This is a genomic window from Acidovorax sp. sif1233 (genome assembly GCF_019218755.1).
Taxonomy (GTDB): domain Bacteria; phylum Pseudomonadota; class Gammaproteobacteria; order Burkholderiales; family Burkholderiaceae_C; genus Acidovorax.
On the sequence record NZ_JAHUWZ010000007.1, the window covers coordinates 71,745 to 96,738 of the forward strand.

The window sequence follows — 24,994 nt, forward strand, 5'->3', positions numbered from 1 at the left end:
TGGGCCGCGCCGGTCGCAAGCCGCGCAGGCGTTGCGTACACCCGGAGACACTGACGCCATGCAACGTCGCCATTTCCTAGCCACCGCCGCCGCCTCGGCTGCCGCCGCGGTGCTCCTGCCGGGTTGCGACAAGGCCCCTCGCGTCTTGGAAGGCGGCTTCACCGGCATCGACATGGCGCGCGGCCACCAGCTGCGCGACTGGCTCAAGACCGGCTCCTGGCCCGCGCCGGCCGTGGTGCGGCGCGCGCAGGTCATCATCGCGGGCGGCGGCGTGGCGGGGCTGGCGGCGGCGCGGTCGCTGCGGCTGGCGGGCATCGCGGACTTCGCGCTGCTGGAGCTGGAGGACAGCGCGGGCGGCAACAGCCGGGGCGGGGCCGTGCAGGGCATTGCCTGCCCGCTGGGCGCGCACTACCTGCCGGTGCCCGGCGACGATGCGCGCGAAGTGCAGGACCTGCTGGAAGAGCTGGGCCTGCGCCAGCGCGTGGCCGGCCGCTGGCGCTACGACGAGCGCCACCTGTGCCACAGCCCGCAGGAGCGCCTGTTCTTCGAGGGCGCATGGCAGGAAGGCCTGCTGCCGGTGCAGGGCGTGGACGATGCAACCCTGGCCCAGTACCGCCGCTTCGCGCAGGCCGTGGCGCAGCAGTCCAAGGCCGCGCGCTTCACCATGCCGGTGCTCAAGTCGCTGGACGCCAGAAAGCCCCTGGCACCCGCGCACCAGGCGCTGGATGCGGTGACGTTCGACGCTTGGCTGCAGCAGCAGGAGCTGGACGATCCGCACCTGCGCTGGTACCTCGACTACTGCTGCCGCGACGACTACGGCGCGGGCACCGCGCATGTGTCGGCATGGGCGGGCATCCACTACTTTGCGAGCCGCCATGGTTTTCACGCCCCGGGCGAGGCCGCGGACGAGGCACGCGAAAGCGTGCTCACCTGGCCGCAGGGCAATGGCTGGATCACCCAGCGCCTGGCGGCCCCGCTGCAGAACAGTGCCCAAGGTGGCGGCCAGCTGCGCGCCGCCACCAGCGTATTGCGCATCACCGAGAACCGCCACGGCGTGGAGGTGGATGCCTTCAACCACGCCACCGACAGCGTGGAGCGCTGGCAGGCGCCGCGCTGCATCGTGGCGCTGCCGGTGTTCATGGCGGCGCGCGTGGTGCAAAACCCGCCCGCGTTCCTCACCGGCGCCGCAAGGCGCCTGGGCTGGGCGCCCTGGCTCGTGGCCAACATCCACATCGACAGTGCCCTGACCGACAGGCCCGGCGCCGCCCCCGCCTGGGACAACGTTCTGTACGCCGACCCCACGGCGGGCGGCCTGGGCTACGTGAACGCCGGACACCAGCGCCTGGACGCGCGTGCCGTGCTCGCGGGGCCCACGGTGCTGACCTACTACCAGGCGCTGGGCGATGCTCCCGACGGCCGCCAGCACCTCGCCACCCAGCCCTGGCAGCACTGGGCCGATCCGATCCTGGCCGCGCTGGCGGTGCCCCACCCCGACCTGCGCCAGCGCGCCACGCGCGTGGACATCACGCGCTACGGCCACGCCATGGCCATCCCCACGCCCGGGATGCTCGGCTTTTTAAGTCAGATTGGCCTCCAGCGCTTACCAGAAAAGCGCAGGCAGCTATCAAATGGTGAGCAAACGCCCTGGATTCCCACCCCCGCCACGGCGCGGCTGGCGTTCGCGCACAGCGACTGGTCGGGCTACTCGGTGTTCGAAGAGGCCTTCACGCGCGGGCACGGCGCGGGGCTGGTGGCGGCGGGCTGACCCCGATGGCTGGGCCTGAACTGCACATCCACGTGGCGCAGCAGCGATTGCACCTGGTGGTGGCCGGGGCCATCGAGCGCAGCTACCCGGTATCGACCGCCCTGAACGGCGTGGGCGAACGCAAGGGCAGCGGCTGCACCCCGCGCGGCCAGCACCGCGTGCGCGCCAAGGTGGGCGCGGGCTGCGCGCCGGGCACGGTGTTCGTCGGGCGGCGGGCCACCGGCGAGATCTATTCGCCCGCGCTGGCGGCACGGCACCCGGGGCGCGACTGGATCCTGTGCCGCATCCTCTGGCTGGCCGGCTGCGAACCCGGCGTGAACCGGGGCGGCGCGGTGGACACGCTGCGCCGCTTCATCTACATCCATGGCTGCCCGGAGGGATCGCCCCTCGGGGTGCCCGCCTCGCACGGCTGCGTGCGCATGGCCAATGCCGACGTGATGGACCTGTTCGACCGGGTCGCCGTCGGCACGCTGGTGCGCATCGAGGAGGGCGCCGCCTCCTGACAGGGGGCGGGCGCCATGACACCAGGCCCCACCCTTGCCAGGGGCGGCGCCCTCCGCGGTGTCAGCCGTCGATGGGGGTGCGGGGGGTGTCCAGCGTGAGCTGGTAGAACGCCGCATCCAGCCACCGCCCAAACTTGAAACCCACCTGGGGCATCGTGCCCGTGTGCACGAACCCCAGCTGCTGGTGCAGCCGGATGCTGCCTGCGTTCGCCGCGTCGATGCACCCCACGATGGCGTGGATGTCGGCGGCCTTCGCCCGCTCGATCAAGGCCCGCATCAGCCAGGCGCCCAGTCCGCGGCCCCGGCAGTCCTTGTGGACATAGACACTGTGCTCGACCGTGTACTTGTAGGCCGGAAACGCGCGGAATGTGCCCCACGAGGCAAAGCCCAGCAGCCTGCCCTGGGCATCGGCGGCCCCCAGCACCGGGAATCCGCCGGCCCGCTTGGCGGCGAACCAGCTGGCCATGGCCGACGGCGGGCGGGGCACATAGTCATACAGCGCCGTCGAGGTCACGATGGCATCGTTGAGGATGTCCAGAATGGCGCTGGCATGCGCTGGCTCGGTGCAGTCGATGAGATGGACGTCGGGAGAGGGCGTGGTGGTGGAGTTCATGGTGGCGGAGATGGACAAAGTGGCGGGAATCCGGTCAGCGGTGGCCGTGGGTGGCCACATCGCAGAGAGCGACCAGGTAGTGGGCCTCCTGGTCGGCGGGATTGGAAAAGACCAGGGGCTCCGTGAGCCGCACGGCCAGGCAGTCGCCCTTGCGCAGCACATGGAGCGTGTCTCCCTGCGAGATCTCCATGCGGCCTTTGAGCACCCACACCTGCTGGTGCAGCGAGCCGTCCAGCCGGCCGCCCTCGTAGGCCACGCGCGCGCCGGCGGGAAACCGCACCTCCGCCAGCTGCAGCGGCGAGGGCCACGCGGGGGGCGACACCTGCTTTCTCACATAGCCGGACTGCGGGTCCACCCACTCCACCTGGTCGCCATGCCGCACCAGCGGAGCGGCCCGCGCCGGGGTGGGCGGCGCCTCGCCGAACAGTTCGCCCAGCGACACGCCCAGCGCCGATGCCAGGCGGTCGAGCACCACCGCCGTCGGGTTGGTCTGGCCCCGTTCGATCACGGAGATCATTGAGCGGCTCACGCCGGAACGGGCGGCCAGGCTGTCGAGGCTGTCGTTGCGCGACGCACGCAGCCCATGGATGCGGCGGCCAATCCTGGCGCTGATGTCCTCGGCGGAGAGGGGCATTGGATTTCCATCAAATGGGATTTTGTCCATCATATTGGATTTTTAGCCGCGTCGGACCACCCGCCCGCACGGCAAGGGGGGTGTCGAGGTTTTCCGGTGCGTAGAAAAGAACGCGCGTGTGCCCTCCGTCACTTCCCTGTCACACCGCCCCGGCATCGTCCGCCTTTTGTTTCTTCAAAGTCGACGCATGTTTCACCTCTCACGCATTGCTGCTGGCGCCACCTTGGCCTGCGCTGCCCTGGTTCCTTCCCACGCCCAGCAGGCCTACCCCGCCACGCTGGCGGGCCACGCCGTGCTGCCGGCCTTCACGCTGATCGCCGCGCCCAAGGACGCCCCGCAGGACCTGCAGGTCAGCGGCAAGTTCACCACCCCGCGCCGCGTGGAGGCCGTGGGCACCGTGATGGGCCAGTCGGGCGGGCGCGACACCGGCGTGTCCGTGCCCTTCAGGGGCCAGCCCATCCAGGGCCATTCGGGCATCAAGCGCATGGCCGACGGCTCGTTCTGGATCCTCACCGACAACGGCGCGGGCGCCAAGGCCAATTCGCCGGATTTCATGCTCTACCTCAACCACTACGCCGTGGACTTCAAGAGCGGCCAGTTCAACCGGATCAAGACCGTGTTCCTGCACGACCCGGACAAGAAGGTGCCGTTTCGCATCACGCACGAAGGCACGGAACAGCGCTACCTGACCGGTGCCGACTTCGACCCCGAGAGCTTCCAGTTCGCGGGCGGCGCGCTGTGGATCGGCGACGAGTTCGGTCCCTCCCTCATCAAGGCCGACCTGAACGGCAAGGTGCTGGGTGTGTTCGAGACCAAGGTGGACGGCAAGGTGGTGCGCTCGCCCGACGCCCCCGGCGTGCTGATGCCCGGCGCGCCGGACGCCAAGCCCACGCCGTTCGAGGTCAAGCGCTCCAAGGGCTACGAAGGCATGGCCGCGTCCAGGGACGGCAGCAAGCTCTATGCGCTGCTGGAAGGCGCGCTGTGGAACGATGAGGCCAAGGCGTATGAGAACGTGGGCGGCAGGCAGTACCTGCGCGTGCTGGAGTTCGATGTGAAGAGCGAGCAGTGGACGGGCCGCCACTGGAAGTACGTGCTGGAGGCCAACCACCACGCGATCGGCGACTTCAACATGATCGACAGCACCACGGGTTTGATCATCGAACGCGACAACGGCGAAGGCACAGCCGACAAGGCCTGCCCGGAAGGCCACAAGCGCACCGACTGCTTCCACGACCTCGCCAAGTTCAAGCGCGTCTACAAGGTCGAGATGAGCGACGCCAACGTGGGCGGCGAGATCCGCAAGGTGGGCTACATCGACCTGATGAACATCCAGGACCCGCAGCGCCTGGCCCGGAAGCCGCTGAACAACGGCGTGCTCACCTTCCCGTTCTTCACCATCGAGAACGTGGACGTGGTGGACGGCACGCACATCGTCGTGGGCAACGACAACAACCTGCCCTTCAGCAGCAGCCGCGAGCCGAACAAGGCCGATGACAACGAGCTGGTGCTGCTGGAAGTGGGCGAACTGCTGCGGGCCAGGTAGGGGCAAGCCGGTCGGCGCATGCCGGGAGCGGGCCGATGATGCCTTGGCGCCCCGGCCCGCGCACCCCGCCCTGCGCTGCGTTACGTTGAGCGGCCGATCAGGGGCCGGAGAGGCGGGTGGCGCTGATCGATGAATCGCCACCAGCTATCCAAAGAGGAGCGAGTGACGCGGCTTCGCCGCGGGCCCGCCTGCCCGCCCGCTGGCGCTCAGTGCGCCGCGTCCATGCGCAGCTTGTACGCCACGCCATCGCGTCCGGGGTCGGCGCCGCCGTGCAGGCCGTCGGGCTGCACCTGCACGCCGTGAACCCAGCCAATGGTGTAGTTGTAGGGGTTGCGGCCGACCGCGTAGCCCTGGGCTTCGAGCGCGCGCGTGGTGTGGCGCGGGATGCGGTTGCACACGTCGATGGCGTTGCTGGTGGACGAAAACCGCGGCGCCGACACGGCGGCCTGCATCTCCGTGCCGTGGTCGATCACGTTGAGCAGCACCTGCAGCACGCCCATGGCGATCTGCGTTCCACCCGGTGCGCCCAGCACGATGTCCAGCCCGCCGTCCTTGAACGTCATGGTGGGGCAGGACGACGTGAAGCGGCTCTTGCCCGGCTGGATGCTGCCCGCACGGCCCGGGCGCGGGTCGAACACGCCCATGCAGCCGTTGTACAGGAAGCCCATGCCCGGCGTGATGATGCCCGAGGGCATGGCCAGCGAGTGCGTCATCGACACGGCGTTGCCGTCCGCATCGACCACGCTCAGGTGCGTGGTGTCGCGTGGCACGGGCGCGCCGGGGTTCACGCGCTCCACGCTGAAGCGCTGGCCCGCGCGGATCTGTTCGGCCGCCTCGCGGGCCATGTCCTTGGACAGGAGCTTGTCGAGCGGCACGTCGAAGAATTTCGGATCGCCGATGCAGCGGTCCTTGTCGGCCGTCGCCTTCTTCATCGCCTCGCACACCAGCCGGATGTATTCGGGGCTGTTGTGCTCCATGCCGCGCAGCTCGAAGTGCTCCAGGATGTTGAGCATCTCCAGCAGCATGGCGCCGCCGCCGGGGGGCTGGTTGGTGGTGACGGTGCGGTCGCGGTAGCTGCCCACCAGCGGCGGGTTGCGCGTGACCTCGTACCGGGCCAGGTCCTCGAGCGTGATCAACGCGCCCAGCGACTGCAGGTGCGCGATCATCTTCTGGGCCAGATCGCCCCGGTAGAACGGCTGCGAGCCTTCTTCGGCGATCTGGCGCAGCACGCTGGCCATGCCAACGTTCCGCAGCGGCGTGCCGATGGGCTTGGGGCGGCCATCGGGGCGGCAGTACAGGTTGCGGCTGTCCTCGCAGTACTGCAGCCGCTCCAGGTTGCCGACGCGGCCCATGGCGGGCTCGTCGATCCAGAAGGCGTGCATGCCGGGGCGCACAAAGAAACCGTCCGAGGCCCAGCGGATCGCGGGCTCCACCACCTGCTTCCACGGCAGGCGGCCATGCGCCTGGTGCATGGCTTCCAGGCCCTTGAGCGTGGCGGGTGTGCCAATCGACTGGGGGCCGATGTCGTTGACGCGGCCTGTCAAGATGAAGCCGAAGCCGTCCTTGGTCTCGCCTTCGAGCAGGTGCTCCCACATGTTCTCCCGGGCTGCCAGCGGCGCGGGCGAGTGGAAGTCGAAATACTCATGCACCCGGGCGCCGGGCAGGTACACGGCGGCCGTGCCAAAGCCCGCAATGCCGCACATCAGCGGATCGACCACCGTCTGGGCCAGGGCGCAGGCGACCGCCGCATCCACGGCATTGCCGCCGGCGCGCAGGATGTCGATACCGGATTCGGCGGCCTCGGGCTGCGGGCAGACCACCATGGCTTCTTTTTTCATAGCATTCAAGGGCGAACCCCGTGCGGCATCAGTGACACGGCACGGGTGGATGGAGGGAGGGGCTTGCGGGGCGCGGGCTTACTTGGCGCTGAGGTTCAGCTTTTCGAGCGTGGGGCCCCAGGCCTTGGCGTCGCGCACCGTGGTTTCCATGACCAGCGACGCAGGCCCGGACACGGCGATCACGCCCATGGTCTTGAGCTTGGCCTGCACTTCGGGGCTCTTGTGGAAGCTTTCCGTGGCCTTGTTGAGCTTGTCCACGATGTCGGCCGGCGTGCCGGCGCGCGCCACCACGGCGCTCCATCCCAGGGAGTCAAAACCCTTCACGCCCAGCTCGCCCAGGGTGGGCACATCGGGCAGCTCGGGTGCGCGCTGGGGGGACAGCACGGCCAGCGCATTGAGTTTCTTGGCCTTGATGTGCGGCAACGCTGTGCCATACACCACGCCCATCAGTTCGGTCTGCCCGCCCATGGTGGCCATGACGCCGTCCGCTTCGCCCTTGTAGGGGATGTGGGTCATCGAAATGCCCAGCGCTTCATTCACCAGTTCCACGGCGAGGTGGGTGGAATTGCCCAGTCCGGCGGACGCGAAGTTGAGCTTGCCGGGGGCCGCCTTGGCCTTCTCCGTCAGGTCTTTCAGCGTCTTGATGCCCGTGGCGGGATTGGCCGACAGCACGATCGGCACGGTGGTCAGCATGGCCACGCCCGTGAAATCCTTCTCGGGGTTGTAGGGCAGGGGTTTGTAGGTGAACTGGTTGAGCACCATGAGCGACACGCTGCCGTACAGCAGGGTGTAGCCGTCGGCGGGGGCGCTCAGCGCGTTCTGTGCGGCAATGAGCCCCCCTGCGCCGGGCTTGTTTTCCACCACGATGGTGCCGCCCAGGGCCTTGCCGGCATGTTCTGCCCACAGGCGCGCGATCGTGTCGGAGCTGCCGCCCGCCGCCTGCGAGACCACCAGGCGCACGGGACGGTTTGGGTAGGCGCCTTGCGCATGCGCGGCGGTGGCCGTGGCGGCTGCGGCAGCGACGCCCATCAGTAGCCTGGAGACGTTGTTGATTGTGTTGAACACGGTGACCTCGACGGGGAAGTTACAGAAAAGATGAGCACATTGTCATGACGAATACTGCTGATTGCCTAGTGAAAAGGCAGAATGGGGCCATGAGGATTTGTTCATGATTGATCGTTCGGAAGGCACGTCCTGGGCGCGGCGCATCAAGGTCCGGCACCTGGAGTCGTTCCTGGTGCTGGACGAGGCGGGCACGCTCACGCTGGCGGCGGCGCGGCTGCACATGACGCAGTCGGCCATGTCGCACTGGCTGGCCGAGATGGAGGGCGTGGTGGGCTCGGCGCTCGTGGTGCGCGGGCGCAAGGTGCAGCTCACGCCCGCCGGGCACCTGCTCAAGCGGCTGGCCATCAACGTGCTGGGCGACATTGCCCGCACGGGCCGGGAGATGCACGCCATGGCCGAGGGACGCGTGCCGCGCCTGAACGTGGGCAGTGTCTGGGCGGGTATCGCCGGCGGCCTGCCCGAGGCCGTGAGCGCCTTTCAGCAGGACCATGCCGATGTGGCCGTGTCGATCCACGACGGGCCGTTCGACCATCTGCTCAAGGGGCTGGAGACGGGCGCGCTCGATGCCGTGATCGGCGTGCTCGATGCGCGGGCCCACCGGCCGGGGCTGGACCACCAGGTCCTGTTTGACGACCAGGTGGCCGTCGTCATCGGGCACGGCAGCAAGTACTGGTCGCGCAGCGCGGGGCTGGGCTTCGCGGACGTGCTGCACGAAAACTGGGTCATGCCGCCCAGCGGCACGCTGACGCGCATCCAGATGGATGCCTACCTGATCGCGCAGGAGGCCTCATGGCTGGTGCCGAAGGCCGAGACGGCGTCGCTGGCCATGATGCAGGCGCTGTTGCACAAGGGCGACTATGTGGGCGTGTGTTCGGAATCCATGGCCGACTACATGGCGTCGCTGGGGCTGTTCAGGAAGATCGCCATCGACTCCAGCATCCGCTTCGGGCCCATCACCGTGGTCTGGCACCGCGAGCGTGTCTCGGCCACGCTCATGGACTTTGTCGGCTGCCTGGTGGGCCACGCGCGGCGTGCGCCCCCGCTGGCGCACAGCCCGTAGGCGCGGCGGGACCGCGCCGCCCCGGCGCGCGGGGCCGGGTGGCAAAATTGAAGGCCCTCCCCTCTGCCACCTACCCGGAAACCGCGCCATGTTCACAGGCATCGTCCAAGCCACGGCAGGCATTGCCGCCATCCACGATCGCGCAGGCCTGCGCACCTTCACGCTCGACTTCCCGGAAGGCTTCTGCCAGGACCTCGCCATCGGCGCCAGCGTGTCCACCGACGGCGTGTGCCTCACGGTGACGGAAATCCTCTCGCCCACGCAGGCCAGCTTCGACGTGATGCTGCAGAGCCTGAACATCACCACGCTGGGCGGCTACCAGCAGGGCGACCGCGTGAACGTGGAACGCGCGGCCAAGGACGGCGCCGAGATCGGCGGCCACCCGCTGTCGGGCCATGTGGATTTCACCGGCACGCTCATCGAGCGCCGCGAGTTCGACAACAACCTGGTGTGGCGCGTGGCCGTGCCCGAGGCGTTTCGCCGCTACATCTTTGCCAAGGGCTACATCGCCATCCACGGCGCGAGCCTCACGGTGGCCGAGGTGAACCGGCAGGAGGGCTGGTTCGAGATCTGGATGATTCCCGAAACGCGCCGTGCGACGGTGTTTGAACACAAGAAGGTGGGCGACCCGCTCAACATCGAGATCGAGCGCAGCACCCAGGTGGTGGTGGACACGGTGCGCGAGGCCGTGCAGGAAAGCCTGGGCCGGCTGCAGCCGGTGCTGGAAGCCCTGCTCAGGGAAAAGGGCCTGTCGCTCGACGACTTCGTGCAGCCGCCGGTGTTGCCGCATTGAATGGAACACATCCGGGCCCCTGGCGTGGTGGCCCCTTCCGATGATCCGATGACGAGGGTGCGCCCCCTGGTCGTCGCCGACCTGCCTGGCCTGCTCGCGGTGCAGCTGGCCTGCTATGGCGCGGGCTTCGTGGAGAGCGGCGAGGTCTTCGCGGCCCGCCTGGCCAGCCCGGCCAACTGCTCGCTGGTGCTGGAGCGCGCGGGCGTGGTGTGCGCCTATCTGGCGGCCTACCGGTCGGCGATGGGCAAGGTGACGCCGCTGCATGGCGGCTTCGAGGCCGTGCCGCAGCCCGATACGCTCTACCTGCACGACATGGCCGTGCTGCCCGCCTGCGCGGGCCAGGGTCTGGCCCGCGCGCTGCTGCAGCCGATGTGGGAAGAGGCCCGGGGCCAGGGCCTGCGGCACACGGCGCTGGTGTCGGTGCAGGGCTCGCAGGCGTACTGGGAGCGGCAAGGCTATGCCGTGCAACCCCTGGCCGATGCGGCGCAGCGCGAACGGCTGGCGAGCTATGGAGACGGCGCGGTCTACATGGTGCGTGCACTCGCTCCCTGACCGGCGCTCCCCTGCGCCATGACCCAGTCGCGAAAGCGGCGCAGCGCGGGGTCGATCAGGGCTTCGGGCCGGTACACCAGCTGGTAGGCCAGCGGCGCCGGAAGGGGCTTGCAGTGCACGCAGACCAGCTCGCGCGCGTCCAGCTCCTGCTGCACGAGCGCACGCCTTGCCAGCGCAAACCCCCGCCCGGCCACGGCGGCCTCGATGGCCGCGTTGGAATGCGCGAACACCACGCCGCCGTCGCAATCCACGCCCGCCACGCCGTGCGCCTCGCACCACAGGCGCCAGTCGCCACGGTGCTCGTCGTGCAGCAGCCGGGCGCTGGTGATGTCGGCCACGCGCGCCGACCGGCGCGGCGCGAGCAGGCGCGGGCTGCACACGGGCACCAGGTCGTCGGCCACCAGCACCTCGGAGCGCAGGCCGGTGTATGCACCCTGCCCATGGCGCACGGCAAAGTGCACGCCTTCGGCCGCGAGGTCCACCGCGCGGTTGGTCGTGCCCACGTGCACGTCCATGTCCGGATGCTGCTGCAAGAAGCCATGCAGGCGCGGCACCAGCCACTGCACGGCGAAACCCGGTGTGCAGCTCACCAGCACCACGTGCCGCCGGTTCGTCGACGCGATGCGCGAGGTGGCATGCCCGATCAGGGCCAGGCCCTCGGCACAGGCCACCTGGTAGTCGCGCCCGGCCGCCGTGAGCGTCAGGCCGCGCGGCTGGCGCTCGAACAGCGCGCAGCCGAGGAACTCCTCGAGCTTGCGCACCTGCTGCGAGACGGCGCCGGGCGTGACATGCAGCTCCTCGGCCGCGCGCCGCACGCTGGCGTGGCGGGCCGTGGCCTCGAAGAAGCGGACGGCGATCAGGGGCGGCAGGCGCATGGTGCTTGTATAGCGTGGCTAAACGGGTGTGCAGGATAAATGGTTTGCCGCCACGGCACCATGCCCCGAAGATGCCGGGCATGAACCTCCCCAGCCTGCTCCGTCTTTTCGCCCTGGCCGCCCTGTGGGGCGGCAGCTTTCTCTTCATGCGCATCGCCGCGCCGGTGTGGGGGGCGGTGCCCACCGCGTTCGGCCGCGTGGTGCTGGGCGCGGCGGGGCTGCTCGCGCTGCTGGCGGTGGTGCGGCTGCGGCCCGCGTTCGGGGGCAAGCTGGGCGCCGCGCTGGTGCTGGGCGCCATCAATTCGGGCATACCGTTCCTGATGTTCGCGCTGGCCGCGCGCGTGCTGCCAGCGGGCTACAGCGCCATCCTCAATGCCACCACGCCGCTCATGGGCGTGGTGATCGGTGCGCTGGCATTCGGCGAGCGCCTCACGCCCGCCCGCGTGGGCGGCGTGCTGCTGGGCATGGCGGGCGTGGCGGTGCTCGCGCAGGCGGGGCCGGTGGCGCTCAGCGCGCCGGTGCTGGGCGGCATCGCCGCCTGCCTGGTGGCCACGGCCTGCTACGGCCTGGCGGGCTTTCTCACGCGGCGCTGGATCACGCAGCGCGGCGGGCTCGACAGCCGCCTGGTGGCGCTGGGCAGCCAGTGGGGGGCCGTGCTCGCGCTGGCGCCGTTCGCCCTGTGGGAGGCGGCGCACCAGCCGGTGGCCACCTGGCTCGCGGCCGGCCCCGCCGTCTGGGGCGCGATGCTGGCGCTGGGCCTGCTGTGCACCTCGGCCGCCTACGTGCTGTATTTCCGGCTCATCGCCGACGTGGGGCCCGTCAAGGCGCTCACCGTGACCTTCTTGATCCCGCTGTTCGGCGTGGCCTGGGGTTGGCTGGTGCTGGGCGAGGTGGCCACGCTGGCGCACGCCGCCGGCGGCGTGCTGATCGCGCTGGCGCTGTGGCTGGTGCTGCGGCCCGCACCGGCCCCGCAGCGCTGAGCGCGGGACGGCGCTGCGAAGGGCGATGCCGGCCGCGGCAGCGCGCGTCATGGCCCGTGGTCATAATGCGCGCCATGCCCCACCGCTGGAAACCCAACGTCACCGTGGCCGCCCTCATCGAGCGCGATGGCCGTTTTTTGCTGGTCGAGGAAGAGACGACCGACGGTCTCAAGCTCAACAACCCCGCCGGCCACCTGGACCCGGGCGAATCGCCCATCCAGGCCTGCGCGCGCGAGGTGCTGGAAGAGACGGCCCATGATTTCGTGCCCACGGCGCTCGTGGGGGTGTACATGAACCGGTTCACCAAGACGCGCACGGGCGACGACATCACCTACATGCGCTTTGCGTTCGCCGGCAGCCTGGGCACGCACCATGCGTGGCGCCCGCTGGACGCGGGCATCGTGCGTTCGGTCTGGATGACGCTGGACGAGATCAGGTCCTGCGCCGACCGCCACCGCACGCCTCTGGTGCTGCAGTGCATCCAGGACTACCTGGCCGGGCAGCGCTTTCCGCTGGACTTGATCCATACCGACCCCAGCGTGCTGCAGATGCCGGACACGGCGCGGCCCTGAGGCCCGGGACTGCCGCATCCTCTTCACCGGCGTGCCCACGGGACGCCGTGCAGTGCCTCAAGGGAGTGATTCTTCCCCCCTCTACTCCGCCGTGAGCTTGCGCTCCTTGATGATGGTGGCCCACTGGGTCGATTCCTTCTTCATGAAGGCCGTGAGTTCGGCGCGCGTGGTGGGCTGGGGCGTGAGGCCATGCTTGTTGAGCGCCTCTTTCACGCCCGCGTCGTTCAGCACCTTCACGATCTCCTGGTTCCAGCGTTCCAGCAGCGGCACCGGCGTTTTCCCCGGCGCCACGAAGGCGTACCAGTTGAGCGCCTCGAAGCCGGGAAAGCCCGATTCCGCCACGGTGGGGATATTGGGCAGATAGGCCGGCCGCGTGAGGCCCGTGGTGGCCAGCGGGATCAGCTTGCCCGTTTCGACATGCGGCAGCGCGGTGGGGGGCGCGGCAAAGTACGAGGTGACGCGTTCGCCCAGCAAATCCTGCAAGGCGGGTGCCCCGCCCTTGTAGGGCACATGGGTCATGTCGATGCCCGCGCGCTGGTTGAACAATTCGCCCGCCAGGTGGGATGCCGAGCCCGCGCCCGTGGAGGCGAAGTCCACGCTGCCGGGCTTCTTCCTGGACAGCTGCACGAATTCTGCGAGCGTCTTCGCGCCCGCAGCCTTGTGCACCACCAGCACGTTCGGAAAGTTCACCCCGCCCGACACTGCCGCCAGGTCCTTGAACGGGTCGTAGGGAAGCTTCATCAGGTGCGGCGCGATGGTGAGCGGCCCCACCGAGCCCAGCAGCAGCACCGTGCCGTCCGGCGCCGCATTGGCCACGAACTGGTGTGCGATGTTGCCGCCCGCCCCGCCCTTGTTGTCCACCACCACCGACTGGCCGATGTTCTCGGAGAGCTTCTTGGCGATCAGGCGGGCGGCCGCATCGGCCGCGCCGCCCGCGGCAAAGCCCACGACCAGGGTGACGGGCTTCTTGGGCGGAAAGTCTTGCGCGGCGGCGCCGAAGGCCAGGGGCAGGATTGCCAGCGCCAGGGCGCATTGCAGCAGGGTTCGTTTGGGGGTCATGGGGTCTCCTTCATCGTGGGTTGTGTGGTGTCAGTGAATCAATCAGCGCCCAGCCCGATGGGGTTGGGCTGGCGCTTTTCCACCGCATGGCGCAGCAGCGATGCGGTGCGGAAAATGCCGTGCGCGAACTTGCCGTAGGGCAGGGTGGCGAACAGCGCCATCACCGCGCCCAGGTGCAGGCACAGCAGCAGCGGCAGGGCGGGCGTGCCGCGCGCGGCCCAGAGCAGCAGGCCGCTGGTGGCGGTGAGGAACAGCAGCGCGATGAAGGCGCGGTCCATGGGCTTTTGCGCGGCGTCGCCATGCTGTGGGTGACGGCGCAGGTTCAAGCGCCACAGGCCCGCCGTGCCGATGGCAAGGCTGATGCCGCCCACGCCGCCCAGCAGCTTGGGCAGGCTGGGCAGGTCGTACGGTGCGGGCGCGCCCAGCAGGTAGTGGTACAGCGTGGCGACGCTGGTGGCGGCAAAGCACAGCATGAAGCCGTAGAACGTGAGGTGGTGAAACCGCCGGCGCGACAGGGTGTAGGCATCGTCCTCGTTGTGGCAGCCGTCGCCATGGCCGCCGTCCAGGTATTTGAGGCGCAGCACCGCGTTGGCGGCCTCGGCCGTGGCGGGCGCGCTCAGTGGCGCGCCGCTGGTGGCGGGCGTGATATCGCGCCAGAAGCGGCGCACGCCCAGGCCCAGCGCCAGCGTGGCGAACAGGAACACCGGCGCGAACAGGCCCACCAGCAGGTTGTGCGGAAAGATGCCGTAGAAGCCACCCACGGGCGACTGCCACAGCGCACCCAGGCCCTGGCCATGCAGCGCTACGGCCAGCACCATGAACAGCGTGAGGCCTGCCACCAGGGCCAGTGCCAGGGTCAGCCCGTTGCGCTGGTAGAGCGCACCGAGCGCCGGGGGCCAGGCGTAGTCGGTGTAGGTCTGCCCCCGCACCTGGGCCATGGCCTGCGGTACGTTCACCGCAAATTCATGCGGCGGCGCGTATTGGCAGGCGTGCAGGCAGGCACCGCAGTTGTGGCACAGGTTGGCAATGAAGTGGATGTCGGCCTTGCCAAACTCCAGCCGCCGCGTCATGGCGGGGAAGACGGCGCAAAAGCCCTCGCAGTAGCGGCAGGCGTTGCAGATCTGCAGCTGGCGCGCCACTTCGGTTTCGGGGGCCGACAGCACGATGTTGCCGTTCGCCAGCGCCCGGGCGTCGCGCGTCAGGGCTTCAAGCGTTTGCATCACTAACTCCTGTTTTCATAGCTGCTGGCGCTTTGTGGATAAGCACTGGAGCCTGTTTGGATGCCAAAGCGGCCTGTGTTCCCGCGATGCGCCCGAAGGCCGTGCCGATGCTCATGCCCACCCCGGCCGTGTAGCCCTTGCCCAGCACGTTGCCGGCCATCATTTCGCCGGCCACGAACAGATTGGGGCTGGGCACGTCGCCGAAGCGCACGGCGGCGGTGTCGTCGGTGTGCAGGCCCAGGTAGGTGAAGGTCACGCCGGGCCTGAGCGCGTAGCCGTAGAACGGGCCGGTGGCGATGGGCCGCGCCCAGTGGGTCTTGGCGGGCGCGATGCCCTCGGTGTGGCAGTCGTCCAGCGTGGTGTGGTCGAAGGTGCCCACGCGGCAGGCGGCGTTGTAGCTGTCCAGCGTGCGCATGAAGCGGTCCACGGGCAGGCCGAGCTTTGCGGCCAGCTCGGGCAGGGTGTCGGCCTTCACGCCCGGGAACACGGGCGGCATGAAGCGGCCGATGGCCTGGCTGTCGATGACCGAGTAGCCGATCTGCCCCGGCTGCTGCGCCACCAGGCGGCCCCAGATCGCGTAGCGCTTGGGCCAGAAGTCCTCGCCCTCGTCGTAGAAACGCTCGCCATCGCGGTTGACCACCATGCCCAGCGAAACGCAGTCGATGCGCGTGCAGATGCCGCCGTCGTACAGTGGCGCGCGCGCGTCGATGGCCACCATGTGCGCCTGCGTGGGGTCGCCGATGCGGTCGGCGCCGTGGTCGTCGAGCAGGTGGCGCAGCAGCACGCCCCGGTTGTAGGCCGTGCCGCGGATGAGGAAGTTGTCCGACGGCCACTCGCCGCGTTCGTTCTGGCCCCAGGCCTCGCGCAGCCATTCGCGGTTGGACTCGAACCCGCCCGCCGCGAGCACGCAGCTCTTGGCCGTGATGCGCTCGCCGCCGGCCAGGTGCGCCGCGACGAAGCGGCCGTTGTCGATGTCCAGGCGCTCCACCGGGGCTTCGTAGCGCACCCGCACGCCCAGCGCCTCGGCGCTGCGGTAGTAGGCATTGACCAGCGCCTTGCCCCCGCCCATGAAGAACGCGTTGGTGCGCGCCACGTGCAGCGTGCCGGCCAACGCGGGCTGAAAGTGCACGCCGTGGCGGCGCATCCAGGGCCGGCAGGTGCTCGACTTGCGGATCACCAGGCGCGCCAGGTGTTCGTTGGTGAGGCCGCCCGTCACCTTGAGCAGGTCTTGCCAGAACTCTTCTTCGGGGTAGGCGCCGACCAGCACGTCCTGCGGCGCGTCGTGCATGCAGCGCAGGTTGCGGGTGTGGGCCGAGTTGCCGCCGCGCCAGGCGCGTGGGGCCGATTCGAGCAACAGCACGCTGGCGCCCGCCTCGCGCGCCATCAGGGCGGCGCACAGGGCGGCATTGCCGCCGCCGATGACGAGCACATCAACCACAGCGTCGCCGCTCATGGCCGGTAGCTCCAGGCCATGCGCTGTGCGTGGGGGAATGAAGAAGGGGTTTTGGGGCCCATGGGGTGTCTCCTGGCGAGGTCGCCGTGTCGTTCATCGTGGTGACGGCGACTGTAGGGAGACGTGGGCCCTCCGTGCAGCAGGCTCAGGTCATGGGGGTATCACGGATCGAGATGGCAGCGCGTGGCAGGTTCAGGCGGGCGCGCCCTCGCCACCGATCCATGTCGTTCCGAACCACTGGCCGGTGGCCACGAGTTGGCGCACGCAGTCGGCCACCACCACGCGCGTGGCCAGCGCGGCGGGCGAGAGCTCTTCATCGGGCAGGCTGCACAGCAGGTTGACGCGGCGCGCGGGCGCGTCGGTCAGGCGCGCGCACTGGAAGCGCAGGGCGGCATCCGGGTAGCGGCCCATGGCGGCCCAGGGCTGCACGGTGGAGCCCAGGCCCGCGTCCACGGCGGCCATCACCATGGCGAGCGAGTCCACCTCCAGCACCACGTGCGGCGCCACGCGGTCGCGCGCGAAGGCGGTGTCCAGCGTGCTGCGCAGGCCGTGCGGGCCGGTGGGCAGGATCAGGGGTTCATGGACCAGTTCGGCCACCGTCAGGGTCTCGGGCAGCTGCCGGCCGCCGGGGTTGCCGGGGCCGCTGCGCGCGCAGATGAGGAACAGGTCTTCCTCGAGCAAAGGCGCCATCTCCCAGCGGCGCGCGCCGCTGGCCTGGCGCGCTTGGTGCAGGCGGGTGTCGAACAGCACGGCCAGGTCCAGCTCGCGCGCGTTGAGCATGGCCGTGAGGTGGCCCGACATGCTCTCGACCATGTGCAGCCGCACGTCGGGGTAGCGCGCGCGCATGGCCTGCATCAGCGGCAGGCCCAGCACGCTCGACGTGGTGGGCGCCAGGCCCACGGTGACGGTGCCCGACAGCCGCGCCTGCTGCGCGGCGCGCACGGCCTGGTCGGCATGGCGCAGGGTGAGCTGCGCCTCGCGGAAGAAGGCCAGCCCCGCCTCGGTGGGCGCCACGCCGCGCGGCGTGCGGTGCAGCAGGCGCGTGGCCAGCTCGCCCTCCAGCCGGGTGATCTGCTGGCTCAGCGCGGACTGCACCACGTCCAGGTCCAGCGCGGCGCGGCTCATGGAGCCGCGCTCCACCACGCGCACGAAGTAGCGCAGTTGTCTCAGTTCCATCGGGGTCCTCGGGGCCGCGGCCATCACGGCGCGTGATGGGGCGGATGTTCGCACATTCCGCCGCGACCGGGGTTTTGGTCGAAATAGGCCTGTAGCGCTTGATCCATCAGCGCTGGCAGCTACTGTTTTTATAGTATCTGGCGCCCGGCCGCTCACACCCCGCCCGGCAGCAGCGCCGCCAGCGCCTCGCGCATCCAGCGCGCGATGAGCTGCTGGCGCTCGCGCGGCATGCGGTCCACGGTGGATGCCACGCTGATCGCGGCCACGGGCTCGCCGGCCGCGTTGCGCACGGCCATGCCGGCGGCCAGCACGCCCTGGGTGGCGTGGTTGCCCACCACCGACCAGCCGCGCTCGCGCGTGGCGCGCACCAGGATGGCCAGGCGCTCGGGCGTCATGCCGCCGTAGCGCGGCAGCGCCTGCGCGTTGGCGGCGATGGCGGCCTGCATCTCGGCATCGGGCAATGCGGCCAGCAGCGCCAGGCCCGCCGCGCCCACGCCCAGCGGCTGGCGCGTGCCCACCTGGATTACGAGGATCTGCACCGGGTGCGTGCCCACGTGGCGGGCGATGCAGTGCGAAGTGGGCCCCTCGCGCACGATGGCGAAGGCCGCATCGCCGCAGGCGCGGCTCACGCGCTCCAGCACGGGCGCCAGGCGCATGGCCATGTTGGGCTGGCCCGCGGGCTCGGCCATGGCCGCAAGGCGCGGGCCCGCCACGTAGCGAAAGCGCCCGCGCTGCGCCACATAGCCGCTCTCCAGAAGCGTGGCCAGCAGGCGGTAGACGGTGGCGCGTTCCAGCCCCGCCGCGCGGCACAGGTCGACCACGCGCGCGCCGTCGCGACCCTGGGCCAGCACGGCGTCCAGCACCTGCAGGCCCCGGCGCAGCGTGCGGCTGCCGGGGTCGTCGGGGGCTTCGGGCGGGGGTGGAACGTCCGGCAGGCGGACGTTTCGATTCGCAGGTCGGGAGGGCATGGGAAAGAATTTGTCCGTCGATGCAACCAGCGCGCAGTGTGCCGCAGAGCCACGCCGCCGGGGCGCCCAGACGGATTTTCAGACACACCAGGAGACAAGACATGACCTCGCACACCACCCCCTCTGCCACCCCCGGCACGGCCCCGCGCCGGCGCCTGCTGGCCCTGGCCGCCGCCATCGCCTGCACCGCCGCCCTGCCCCTGCAGGCCCAGACCGCCAGCGCCACGGGCTGGCCCGCCAAGCCCGTGAAGCTCGTCGTGGGCTATGCGGCTGGCGGCGCCACCGATGTGATCGCGCGGCTGGTGGCCGCCAGGCTCGGCGACCAGCTGGGCCAGCCCGTGTTGGTGGACAACCGCGCGGGCGCCAACAGCAACGTGGGCGCCGAGGCCGTGGCGCGCTCGCCGGCCGACGGCTACACGCTGTACGTCTACACCATCGCCAACACCATCAACGCCTTGCTGTACCCCAAGCTCGGCTACGACCCGGTCAAGGACTTCGAGCCCATCGGCATGATCGCCAGGATTCCGAACATCCTGGTGGTCAACCCCAGGCTGCCCATCAAGAACCTGGCCGACTACGTGCGCTACGCCAAGGAGTCCAAGGACGGCATCACCTTCGCGTCCTCGGGCAGCGGCTCGTCCATCCATCTCTCGGGCGAGATGTTCAAGATGCAGTCCAAGCTCAAGATGCTGCACGTGCCTTACCGGGGCAGCGCGCCTGCCGTCACCGACTTGCTGGGCGGCCAGGTGGATTCGATGTTCGACAACACGCCCTCGGCGCTGCCGCATGTGCAGGCGGGCAAGCTGCGCGCCATTGCCATCACCAGCGCCCAGCGCTCGCCCTTGCTGCCGGATGTGCCCACGCTGGCCGAGTCGGGCTATGCGGGCTTCGACGTGCAGTCGTGGTTTGGCCTGGCCGCACCGGCGGGCACGCCGCGCGCCGTGGTCGAGCAGGTCAATGCGGCCCTCAACAAGGTGCTGGCCCAGCCCGAGGTGCGCAACCGCCTGCAGGAGCTGGCCGCCACGCCCGATGGGGGCACGCCCGACAAGATGCGCGGCTTTGCCGCCGCCGAGATCAAGCGCTGGCGCGAGGTCGTCAAGGAATCGGGCGCATCGGCCGAGTAATACGCAACCTCCCGCAACCTCCCCTGCCGCCCCTATGTTCCCCATCGACTTCTTCTGGCGCGCCGCCCAGCGCTGGCCCGACCGCATCGCCATCGACGCGCCCGAGGGCGCCATCCGCTACGACGCGCTGGCCGCCCGCGTGGCAGCGCTGGCGGCGGGCTTCACCGCCATCGACCCCACACCCCAAAGCCGCGTGGGCATCTGCGCGGGCAACAGCGCCGACCACATCGCTGCGCTGCTGGCGGTGCTGGCCTGCGGCAAGGTCTGGGTGCCGCTCAACCCCAAGAGCACCCGGCCCGAAATCCGCCGCATCATCGACGCGACCGAGCCCTCCATCCTGGTGCTCGACACGGCCTGTGCCGATCTGGTCGAAGGGGCACCCGGTGCCCGCGTGCCGACCGCAGGGCTTGCCGACCTGGCCGCCGTGCATGCGGGCGCGCAGCGCCCGGTGATCGACTTGCCGGACGACGCCACCCAGGCCATCAAGTTCACGGGCGGCACTACGGGCGCGCCCAAGGGCGTGATGCAGCCCTACCGCGCGTGGATGGCCAACATCACCAACCAGATCCACGCCTGGGGCTTCGACGAGCACGAGCGCTACATCGTCGCCGCGCCCATCACGCACGGTACCTCCACCTACCTGCTGCCCATCCTGGCGCAGGGCGGCTGCCATGTGGTGCTGGGCGGCGCGGGCGCCGAGGCGGTGCGCACGGCCTTCCGCGAGCGCGGCGGCACGGTGTGCTTCATGCCGCCCACGCTGGTCTACATGCTGATGGCGCTGCCGGGCGTGTCGCGCGCGGACTTTCCGCGCCTGCGCCGGCTGATCTACGGCGGTGCGCCCATGCCGCCCGAGAAGATCCGCCAGGTGCGCGACTTCTTCGGCCCGGTGCTGGGCACGACCTATGGCCAGACCGAGGCGCCGCAGATCCTCACCGTGATGCAGCCCGCAGACTTCGAGGACCCGCACAACTGGGCGGCCGTGGGCCGCACCACCTGGTTCAGCGACGTGGCCATCATGGCGCCCGATGGCCGCCTGCTGCCCACGGGCGAGGTGGGCGAGGTGGTGGCGCGTGGCGACCTGCTGATGACCGGCTACTGGCGCCTGCCCGAGAAGACCGCCGAGACCCTGGTGGACGGCTGGCTGCACACCGGCGACCGCGGGCTCATCGACGAACGCGGTTATCTCTACCTCAAGGACCGGCTCAAGGACATGGTGATCACCGGCGGCTTCAACGTCTACCCCGTGGACGTGGAGAACGCGCTGGGCCAGCACCCGGCCGTGCACGAATGCGCCGTGTTCGGGCTGCCCGACGACAAGTGGGGCGAGACCGTGCAGGCCGCCGTGCAGCTGTGCCCCGGCGTGCAGGCCACGGAAGCCGAGCTGATCGCCTTTGTGCGCGAACGCCTGGGCCCGGTGCAGACGCCCAAGCACATCCATTTCCACGAGAGCCTGCCGCGGTCGCCCGTGGGCAAGGTGCTCAAGTCCGCCGTGCGCGATGCGGCACTGGCCGCTACGGCCTGAAGGAACCATCCATATGACCACCAACGCCTCCAAGACCCCCGTCACCAGCCTGTGCACCCACACCCTCACCAGCCTGCATTACCGAGATGCGAACCTGGTCGAGGACTTGATGGGGAAGAAGACCTTCACCGAGGTGATGCTCATGCAGATCCTGGGCCGCGCGCCGCGCGGCGTGGACCTGCGCATCACCGACGTGGTGCTCATCGTGCTCATGGAGCACGGCCTCACGCCCAGCGCGATCGCCACGCGGCTGATCTACATGAGCGCGCCCGAGAACCTGCAGGGTGCCGTGAGTGCGGGCCTGCTGGCCGTGGGCAGCTCCTTCGTGGGCACCATGGAGAACTGCTCCAGTCTGCTCGACCGCATCGCGGCGGCTGAGGACCCCGAAGCCGAAGCGCTGGCCATTGCACGCCACTACAAGGGCCTGAAATCCCCCGTGCCCGGCTTTGGCCACCACCTGCACAAGCCCGTGGACCCGCGCGCCTACAAGCTGCTGGAGATGGGCCGCGCCGAGGCCGAGCTGAAAGGCGACAAGATCCGCGCGCTGGAGATGCTGTCCAGCGCCGTCGATGAGGTCGCAGGCCGCGCCATCACCATCAACGCCACGGGCGCGGTGGCGGCGCTGCTGGGCGAGATCGGCGTGCCCACGGCGGTGATGCGCGGCTTTGCCGTGATCTCGCGCGCGGCCGGCCTGGTGGCGCACATCGTGGAGGAGCAAGACAGCCCGTCGGGCCGCTTCATCTGGGACACGGTGGAGCATGCGATCCCCTTCGTCGGCGGCGCGGGCCAGGGCGGCCCGGCGTGAGCGCCGTACCGCATCCCCCCGCCCTGCCGCTGGACCTCTCGGGCCGTGTGGTCTTCGTGGCCGGGGGCGGGTCTGCCGGACCGGGCTGGAGCATTGGCCGCGCTGCCTGCGTGACCTACGCCCGCCTGGGCGCCAGCGTGTGCGTGGCCGACCGCGATGCGGCCTCCGCTGAAGAGACCACGGCGTTGATCCATGCCGAAGGCGGCACCGCCGCCACCTTCGTGGGCGATGTGGCCGAGGCGGCGGAGGTGAAACGCCTGTTCGCCGAGGCGCGCGAACGCTTCGGCGGCGCCATCGACGTGCTGCACCACAACGTGGGCATCGGCAAGACCGGCGGCCCGCTGGAGACCAGCGCCGAGGACTTCGACCGCATCCACGGCGTGAACGTGAACAGCCTGCTGCTGGCCTGCCAGGAGGTGCTGCCAGGCATGGTGGAGCGGGGCCGGGGCTCGATCATCACGATCTCGTCCATCGCGGGCATGCGCTACCTGGGCTACCCGCACCTGGCGTATGGCGTCACCAAGGCGGCGGTCACCCACTTCACGCGTCTGGTGGCGCAGCAGTACGCGGGCCAGGGCGTGCGCGCCAACACCGTGGTGCCGGGGCTCATCGACACGCCGCGCATCGCGACCACGGTGGCGAAGATGTTCTCGGACGCCAGCCTCGACGAGGCCCGCGCCGCGCGCGCCCGCCAGGTGCCCATGGGCCGCATGGGCACCGCCTGGGACGTGGCGCATGCCTGCGCCTTCCTGGCCAGCGATGCGGCGGCCTATGTGACCGGCACCGAACTGGTGGTGGACGGCGGCATCACGGGCAAGTTCGTGTAGTTCCGCCCAGCCCTGTCCCCGGCCGCCGGATGGCCTGCCGGGGACAGGGCGTTCCTGGCGCCCGCGCGTGCCCTGCCGCTACAAAAAATACAATCGGTGCGATGACAGCATCCCCCAAGCAGCGCGTCGTCGTCGGCCTCTCCGGCGGCGTGGACTCCGCCGTGACCGCCCACCTGCTCAAACAGCAGGGCCATGAGGTGGTCGGCATCTTCATGAAGAACTGGGAAGACGACGACGACAGCGAGTTCTGCTCGTCCAACATCGACTTCGTGGACGCGGCCGCCGTGGCCGACGTGATCGGCATCGAGATCGAGCACGTCAACTTCGCGGCCGACTACAAGGACCGCGTGTTCGCCGAGTTCCTGCGCGAGTACCAGGCCGGCCGCACGCCCAACCCCGACGTGCTGTGCAACGCCGAGATCAAGTTCAAGGCCTTCCTGGACCACGCCATGCGCCTGGGCGCCGAGAAGATCGCCACGGGACATTACGCGCGGGTGCGCCAGAACCCGGCCTCGGGCCTGTTCGAGCTGCTCAAGGGGCTCGACCCGTCCAAGGACCAGAGCTACTTCCTGCACCGCCTGAACCAGGCGCAGTTGTCCAAGACCCTGTTCCCTGTGGGCGAGCTGCACAAGACCGAGGTGCGCCGCATCGCCGAGGAGATCGGGCTGCCCAACGCGAGGAAGAAGGACTCCACCGGCATCTGCTTCATCGGCGAGCGGCCGTTCCGCGAGTTCCTGAACCGCTACATCAGCCACGCACCGGGCCCCATCCAGGACGACCGGGGGCGCGCCATCGGCAAGCATGTGGGCTTGAGCTTCTACACGCTGGGCCAGCGCCAGGGGCTGGGCATTGGCGGCATCAAGGAAAAAGGCGTGCAGCGCGGCGGCGGCGATCACGCGCCCTGGTTTGTCGCCCGCAAGGATCTCGCCACGAACACGCTGCGCGTGGTGCAAGGGCATGACCATCCCTGGCTCCTGTCCCACGCCCTGCAGGCCCAGGATGCCAGCTGGACGTCGGGCCACCCACCGGTTCCCGGCCACTACGGCGCCAAGACCCGCTATCGGCAGCAGGACGCCGCCTGCTCGGTCGTCAGCGCGGCGGGCACGGATTTCCAGCTGCGGTTTTCCCAGGCGCAATGGGCGGTCACGCCCGGCCAGAGCGCGGTCCTGTACGACGGGGAGGTGTGCCTGGGTGGCGGGGTCATCGGGTCGGCTACAGACTGAAACACTCGGAATTTTTCCAGCGCAGCCCAGTTGGCGGCGGGTCGCAAATGCGGGCTTTTCAATTGTCACTGACTATCGAATGAAAAATTCAATAGCAATTGATGCGAGATATGTGGTGTGGCACCCACAACCCTCTACGTAGATACCGCCAGTTGAACTAAGTTGACCTTCTGTTCGCTGCGGCAAGTGCCATTTCGGCGGGCAGGGCTCCTAAAATTCCTGCAAACGCTGTTTGAAACCACATGTATCAACCGATGCATATGGTAAACCCTTAGTCCACCCCGCCGAGGGCCATCACCGGCCCGATGCTTGCTCGCGTGCGCGCCATGTCCTCCATCGTTTCCATGCCCTCCAGTCCCGAGATCGCCGAACACCTGGCCCAGCAGCAGTGCACGGTCCAGTGGAGGGGGTTCTTTCAGGCCCTGGCGTCGGAGTTTGCCGCCGCACTCGCGCCGGAAGACCTGCGCGCGCTGATGTTCCGGGTGGGGGCACGGTTCGCGGCGGAGCATCCCCTGCCGGCGTGCGCCACCCTGCAGGAGCTGGAGCAGGCCATGTCGGCCGTGTGGACCCGCATCGACTGGGGCTGGGTCCGCCTGGTGCAGGACGTGGCGCAACTGGACATCCACCACAGCCTGTCGCCCGTGTCCGCTGCGTTCGGGCCCGACCACGCACCATGGTCGGGTGGTTTCCTGGAGGGCGTCTATCAGGGCTGGTTCGAACTGGCCGGCGCTGGCCAGCTCAAGGTGGTGCAGCGCGCGCCCGCGGATGCCTGGGGGTGCGTGCACCTCCAGCTGGCACGCTGAGCCCTGCGGATTTCGGATTTC

The 24,994-nt window shown here is 69.7% G+C and carries 24 protein-coding genes; 14 read left to right on the forward strand and 10 right to left on the reverse strand.

The features are described from left to right. The first annotated feature begins 58 nt into the window (after positions 1 to 58). Both KW843_RS20850 and KW843_RS20855 read left to right on the forward strand, forming a co-directional pair. Positions 59 to 1,765, forward strand: a complete 1,707-nt coding sequence (locus tag KW843_RS20850; protein WP_218297066.1) for an NAD(P)-binding protein — start codon at positions 59 to 61, stop codon at positions 1,763 to 1,765. 5 nt (positions 1,766 to 1,770) lie between these two features. Next, positions 1,771 to 2,268, forward strand: a complete 498-nt coding sequence (locus tag KW843_RS20855) for a L,D-transpeptidase (RefSeq protein ID WP_218297067.1) — start codon at positions 1,771 to 1,773, stop codon at positions 2,266 to 2,268. Positions 2,269 to 2,329: 61 nt separating this feature from the next. Here the strand turns inward: KW843_RS20855 and KW843_RS20860 are convergent, their stop codons facing one another. Both KW843_RS20860 and KW843_RS20865 read right to left on the reverse strand, forming a co-directional pair. Then, positions 2,330 to 2,881, reverse strand: a complete 552-nt coding sequence (locus KW843_RS20860; protein WP_218297068.1) for a GNAT family N-acetyltransferase — start codon at positions 2,879 to 2,881, stop codon at positions 2,330 to 2,332. 34 nt (positions 2,882 to 2,915) lie between these two features. Continuing rightward, complete coding sequence (locus KW843_RS20865) at positions 2,916 to 3,515, reverse strand: helix-turn-helix domain-containing protein (RefSeq protein WP_218297069.1); 600 nt, start codon at positions 3,513 to 3,515, stop codon at positions 2,916 to 2,918. Between the two features lie 187 nt (positions 3,516 to 3,702). Between KW843_RS20865 and KW843_RS20870 the strand changes: the two genes are divergently transcribed. Continuing rightward, positions 3,703 to 5,058, forward strand: a complete 1,356-nt coding sequence (locus KW843_RS20870) for an esterase-like activity of phytase family protein (protein WP_218297070.1) — start codon at positions 3,703 to 3,705, stop codon at positions 5,056 to 5,058. A gap of 206 nt (positions 5,059 to 5,264) precedes the next feature. On the opposite strand, the gene ggt is transcribed toward KW843_RS20870, so the two are convergent. Beyond that, positions 5,265 to 6,896, reverse strand: a complete 1,632-nt coding sequence (gene ggt, locus KW843_RS20875; protein ID WP_218297071.1) for a gamma-glutamyltransferase — start codon at positions 6,894 to 6,896, stop codon at positions 5,265 to 5,267. 78 nt (positions 6,897 to 6,974) lie between these two features. Beyond that, the gene (locus tag KW843_RS20880) at positions 6,975 to 7,925 is read right to left on the reverse strand and encodes a tripartite tricarboxylate transporter substrate binding protein (RefSeq protein WP_218297213.1); all 951 of its coding nucleotides are present in this window, start codon (positions 7,923 to 7,925) and stop codon (positions 6,975 to 6,977) included. A 139-nt stretch (positions 7,926 to 8,064) separates the two neighbouring features. Between KW843_RS20880 and KW843_RS20885 the strand changes: the two genes are divergently transcribed. The 3 genes from KW843_RS20885 to KW843_RS20895 all read left to right on the forward strand — a co-directional run bounded on the left by KW843_RS20885 (position 8,065) and on the right by KW843_RS20895 (position 10,366). Beyond that, positions 8,065 to 9,021, forward strand: a complete 957-nt coding sequence (locus KW843_RS20885; RefSeq protein WP_218297072.1) for a LysR family transcriptional regulator — start codon at positions 8,065 to 8,067, stop codon at positions 9,019 to 9,021. Between the two features lie 88 nt (positions 9,022 to 9,109). Then, positions 9,110 to 9,814 carry a riboflavin synthase subunit alpha gene (locus KW843_RS20890; protein ID WP_218297073.1) on the forward strand — a complete coding sequence of 235 codons (705 nt, stop codon included), beginning with the start codon at positions 9,110 to 9,112 and terminating at the stop codon, positions 9,812 to 9,814. 48 nt (positions 9,815 to 9,862) lie between these two features. Continuing rightward, complete coding sequence (locus tag KW843_RS20895; protein ID WP_218297214.1) at positions 9,863 to 10,366, forward strand: GNAT family N-acetyltransferase; 504 nt, start codon at positions 9,863 to 9,865, stop codon at positions 10,364 to 10,366. Here the strand turns inward: KW843_RS20895 and gcvA are convergent. Next, a complete protein-coding gene (gene gcvA / locus KW843_RS20900; protein ID WP_218297074.1) occupies positions 10,339 to 11,241 on the reverse strand; it encodes a transcriptional regulator GcvA in 903 nt (300 codons plus the stop codon). The genes KW843_RS20895 and gcvA overlap by 28 nt on opposite strands. Positions 11,242 to 11,321: 80 nt before the next feature. Here gcvA and KW843_RS20905 point away from each other — a divergent pair, with 80 nt between their 5' ends. After that, positions 11,322 to 12,221 (forward strand): DMT family transporter, encoded by a 900-nt coding sequence (locus KW843_RS20905; RefSeq protein ID WP_218297075.1) that lies wholly within the window; start codon positions 11,322 to 11,324, stop codon positions 12,219 to 12,221. A 74-nt stretch (positions 12,222 to 12,295) separates the two neighbouring features. Beyond that, positions 12,296 to 12,793, forward strand: coding sequence for an NUDIX hydrolase (locus KW843_RS20910; protein WP_218297076.1), 498 nt, complete (start codon positions 12,296 to 12,298; stop codon positions 12,791 to 12,793). An 81-nt stretch (positions 12,794 to 12,874) separates the two neighbouring features. Here KW843_RS20910 and KW843_RS20915 read toward each other — a convergent pair whose 3' ends face one another. The 5 genes from KW843_RS20915 to KW843_RS20935 form a co-directional block, all read right to left on the reverse strand. Continuing rightward, positions 12,875 to 13,852 (reverse strand): tripartite tricarboxylate transporter substrate binding protein, encoded by a 978-nt coding sequence (locus tag KW843_RS20915; protein WP_218297077.1) that lies wholly within the window; start codon positions 13,850 to 13,852, stop codon positions 12,875 to 12,877. Between the two features lie 38 nt (positions 13,853 to 13,890). Continuing rightward, positions 13,891 to 15,072 (reverse strand): tricarballylate utilization 4Fe-4S protein TcuB, encoded by a 1,182-nt coding sequence (gene tcuB / locus KW843_RS20920; RefSeq protein WP_218297078.1) that lies wholly within the window; start codon positions 15,070 to 15,072, stop codon positions 13,891 to 13,893. Further along, positions 15,059 to 16,525, reverse strand: a complete 1,467-nt coding sequence (gene tcuA / locus KW843_RS20925; protein WP_218297079.1) for an FAD-dependent tricarballylate dehydrogenase TcuA — start codon at positions 16,523 to 16,525, stop codon at positions 15,059 to 15,061. The genes tcuB and tcuA overlap by 14 nt, the downstream gene beginning before the upstream one ends. 192 nt (positions 16,526 to 16,717) lie before the next feature. After that, a complete protein-coding gene (locus KW843_RS20930; RefSeq protein ID WP_218297080.1) occupies positions 16,718 to 17,701 on the reverse strand; it encodes a LysR substrate-binding domain-containing protein in 984 nt (327 codons plus the stop codon). Positions 17,702 to 17,853: 152 nt separating this feature from the next. Further along, positions 17,854 to 18,669 carry an IclR family transcriptional regulator gene (locus tag KW843_RS20935; protein ID WP_218297081.1) on the reverse strand — a complete coding sequence of 272 codons (816 nt, stop codon included), beginning with the start codon at positions 18,667 to 18,669 and terminating at the stop codon, positions 17,854 to 17,856. Between the two features lie 101 nt (positions 18,670 to 18,770). Here KW843_RS20935 and KW843_RS20940 point away from each other — a divergent pair, with 101 nt between their 5' ends. The 6 genes from KW843_RS20940 (at position 18,771) to bcsD (ending at position 24,973) form a co-directional block, all read left to right on the forward strand. Continuing rightward, the gene (locus KW843_RS20940) at positions 18,771 to 19,793 is read left to right on the forward strand and encodes a tripartite tricarboxylate transporter substrate binding protein (protein ID WP_218297082.1); all 1,023 of its coding nucleotides are present in this window, start codon (positions 18,771 to 18,773) and stop codon (positions 19,791 to 19,793) included. Between the two features lie 34 nt (positions 19,794 to 19,827). Continuing rightward, positions 19,828 to 21,315, forward strand: a complete 1,488-nt coding sequence (locus tag KW843_RS20945; RefSeq protein ID WP_218297083.1) for a class I adenylate-forming enzyme family protein — start codon at positions 19,828 to 19,830, stop codon at positions 21,313 to 21,315. Positions 21,316 to 21,328: 13 nt separating this feature from the next. Then, positions 21,329 to 22,120, forward strand: coding sequence for a citryl-CoA lyase (locus KW843_RS20950; RefSeq protein WP_218297084.1), 792 nt, complete (start codon positions 21,329 to 21,331; stop codon positions 22,118 to 22,120). After that, positions 22,117 to 22,947: an SDR family NAD(P)-dependent oxidoreductase gene (locus KW843_RS20955; RefSeq protein ID WP_218297085.1), complete on the forward strand. Its 831-nt coding sequence runs from the start codon at positions 22,117 to 22,119 to the stop codon at positions 22,945 to 22,947. Before KW843_RS20950 ends, KW843_RS20955 begins: the two co-directional genes overlap by 4 nt. Positions 22,948 to 23,048: 101 nt before the next feature. Then, the gene (gene mnmA / locus KW843_RS20960; RefSeq protein WP_218297086.1) at positions 23,049 to 24,170 is read left to right on the forward strand and encodes a tRNA 2-thiouridine(34) synthase MnmA; all 1,122 of its coding nucleotides are present in this window, start codon (positions 23,049 to 23,051) and stop codon (positions 24,168 to 24,170) included. 326 nt (positions 24,171 to 24,496) lie between these two features. After that, positions 24,497 to 24,973, forward strand: coding sequence for a cellulose biosynthesis protein BcsD (gene bcsD, locus KW843_RS20965; protein WP_255590973.1), 477 nt, complete (start codon positions 24,497 to 24,499; stop codon positions 24,971 to 24,973). Positions 24,974 to 24,994: the final 21 nt, after the last annotated feature.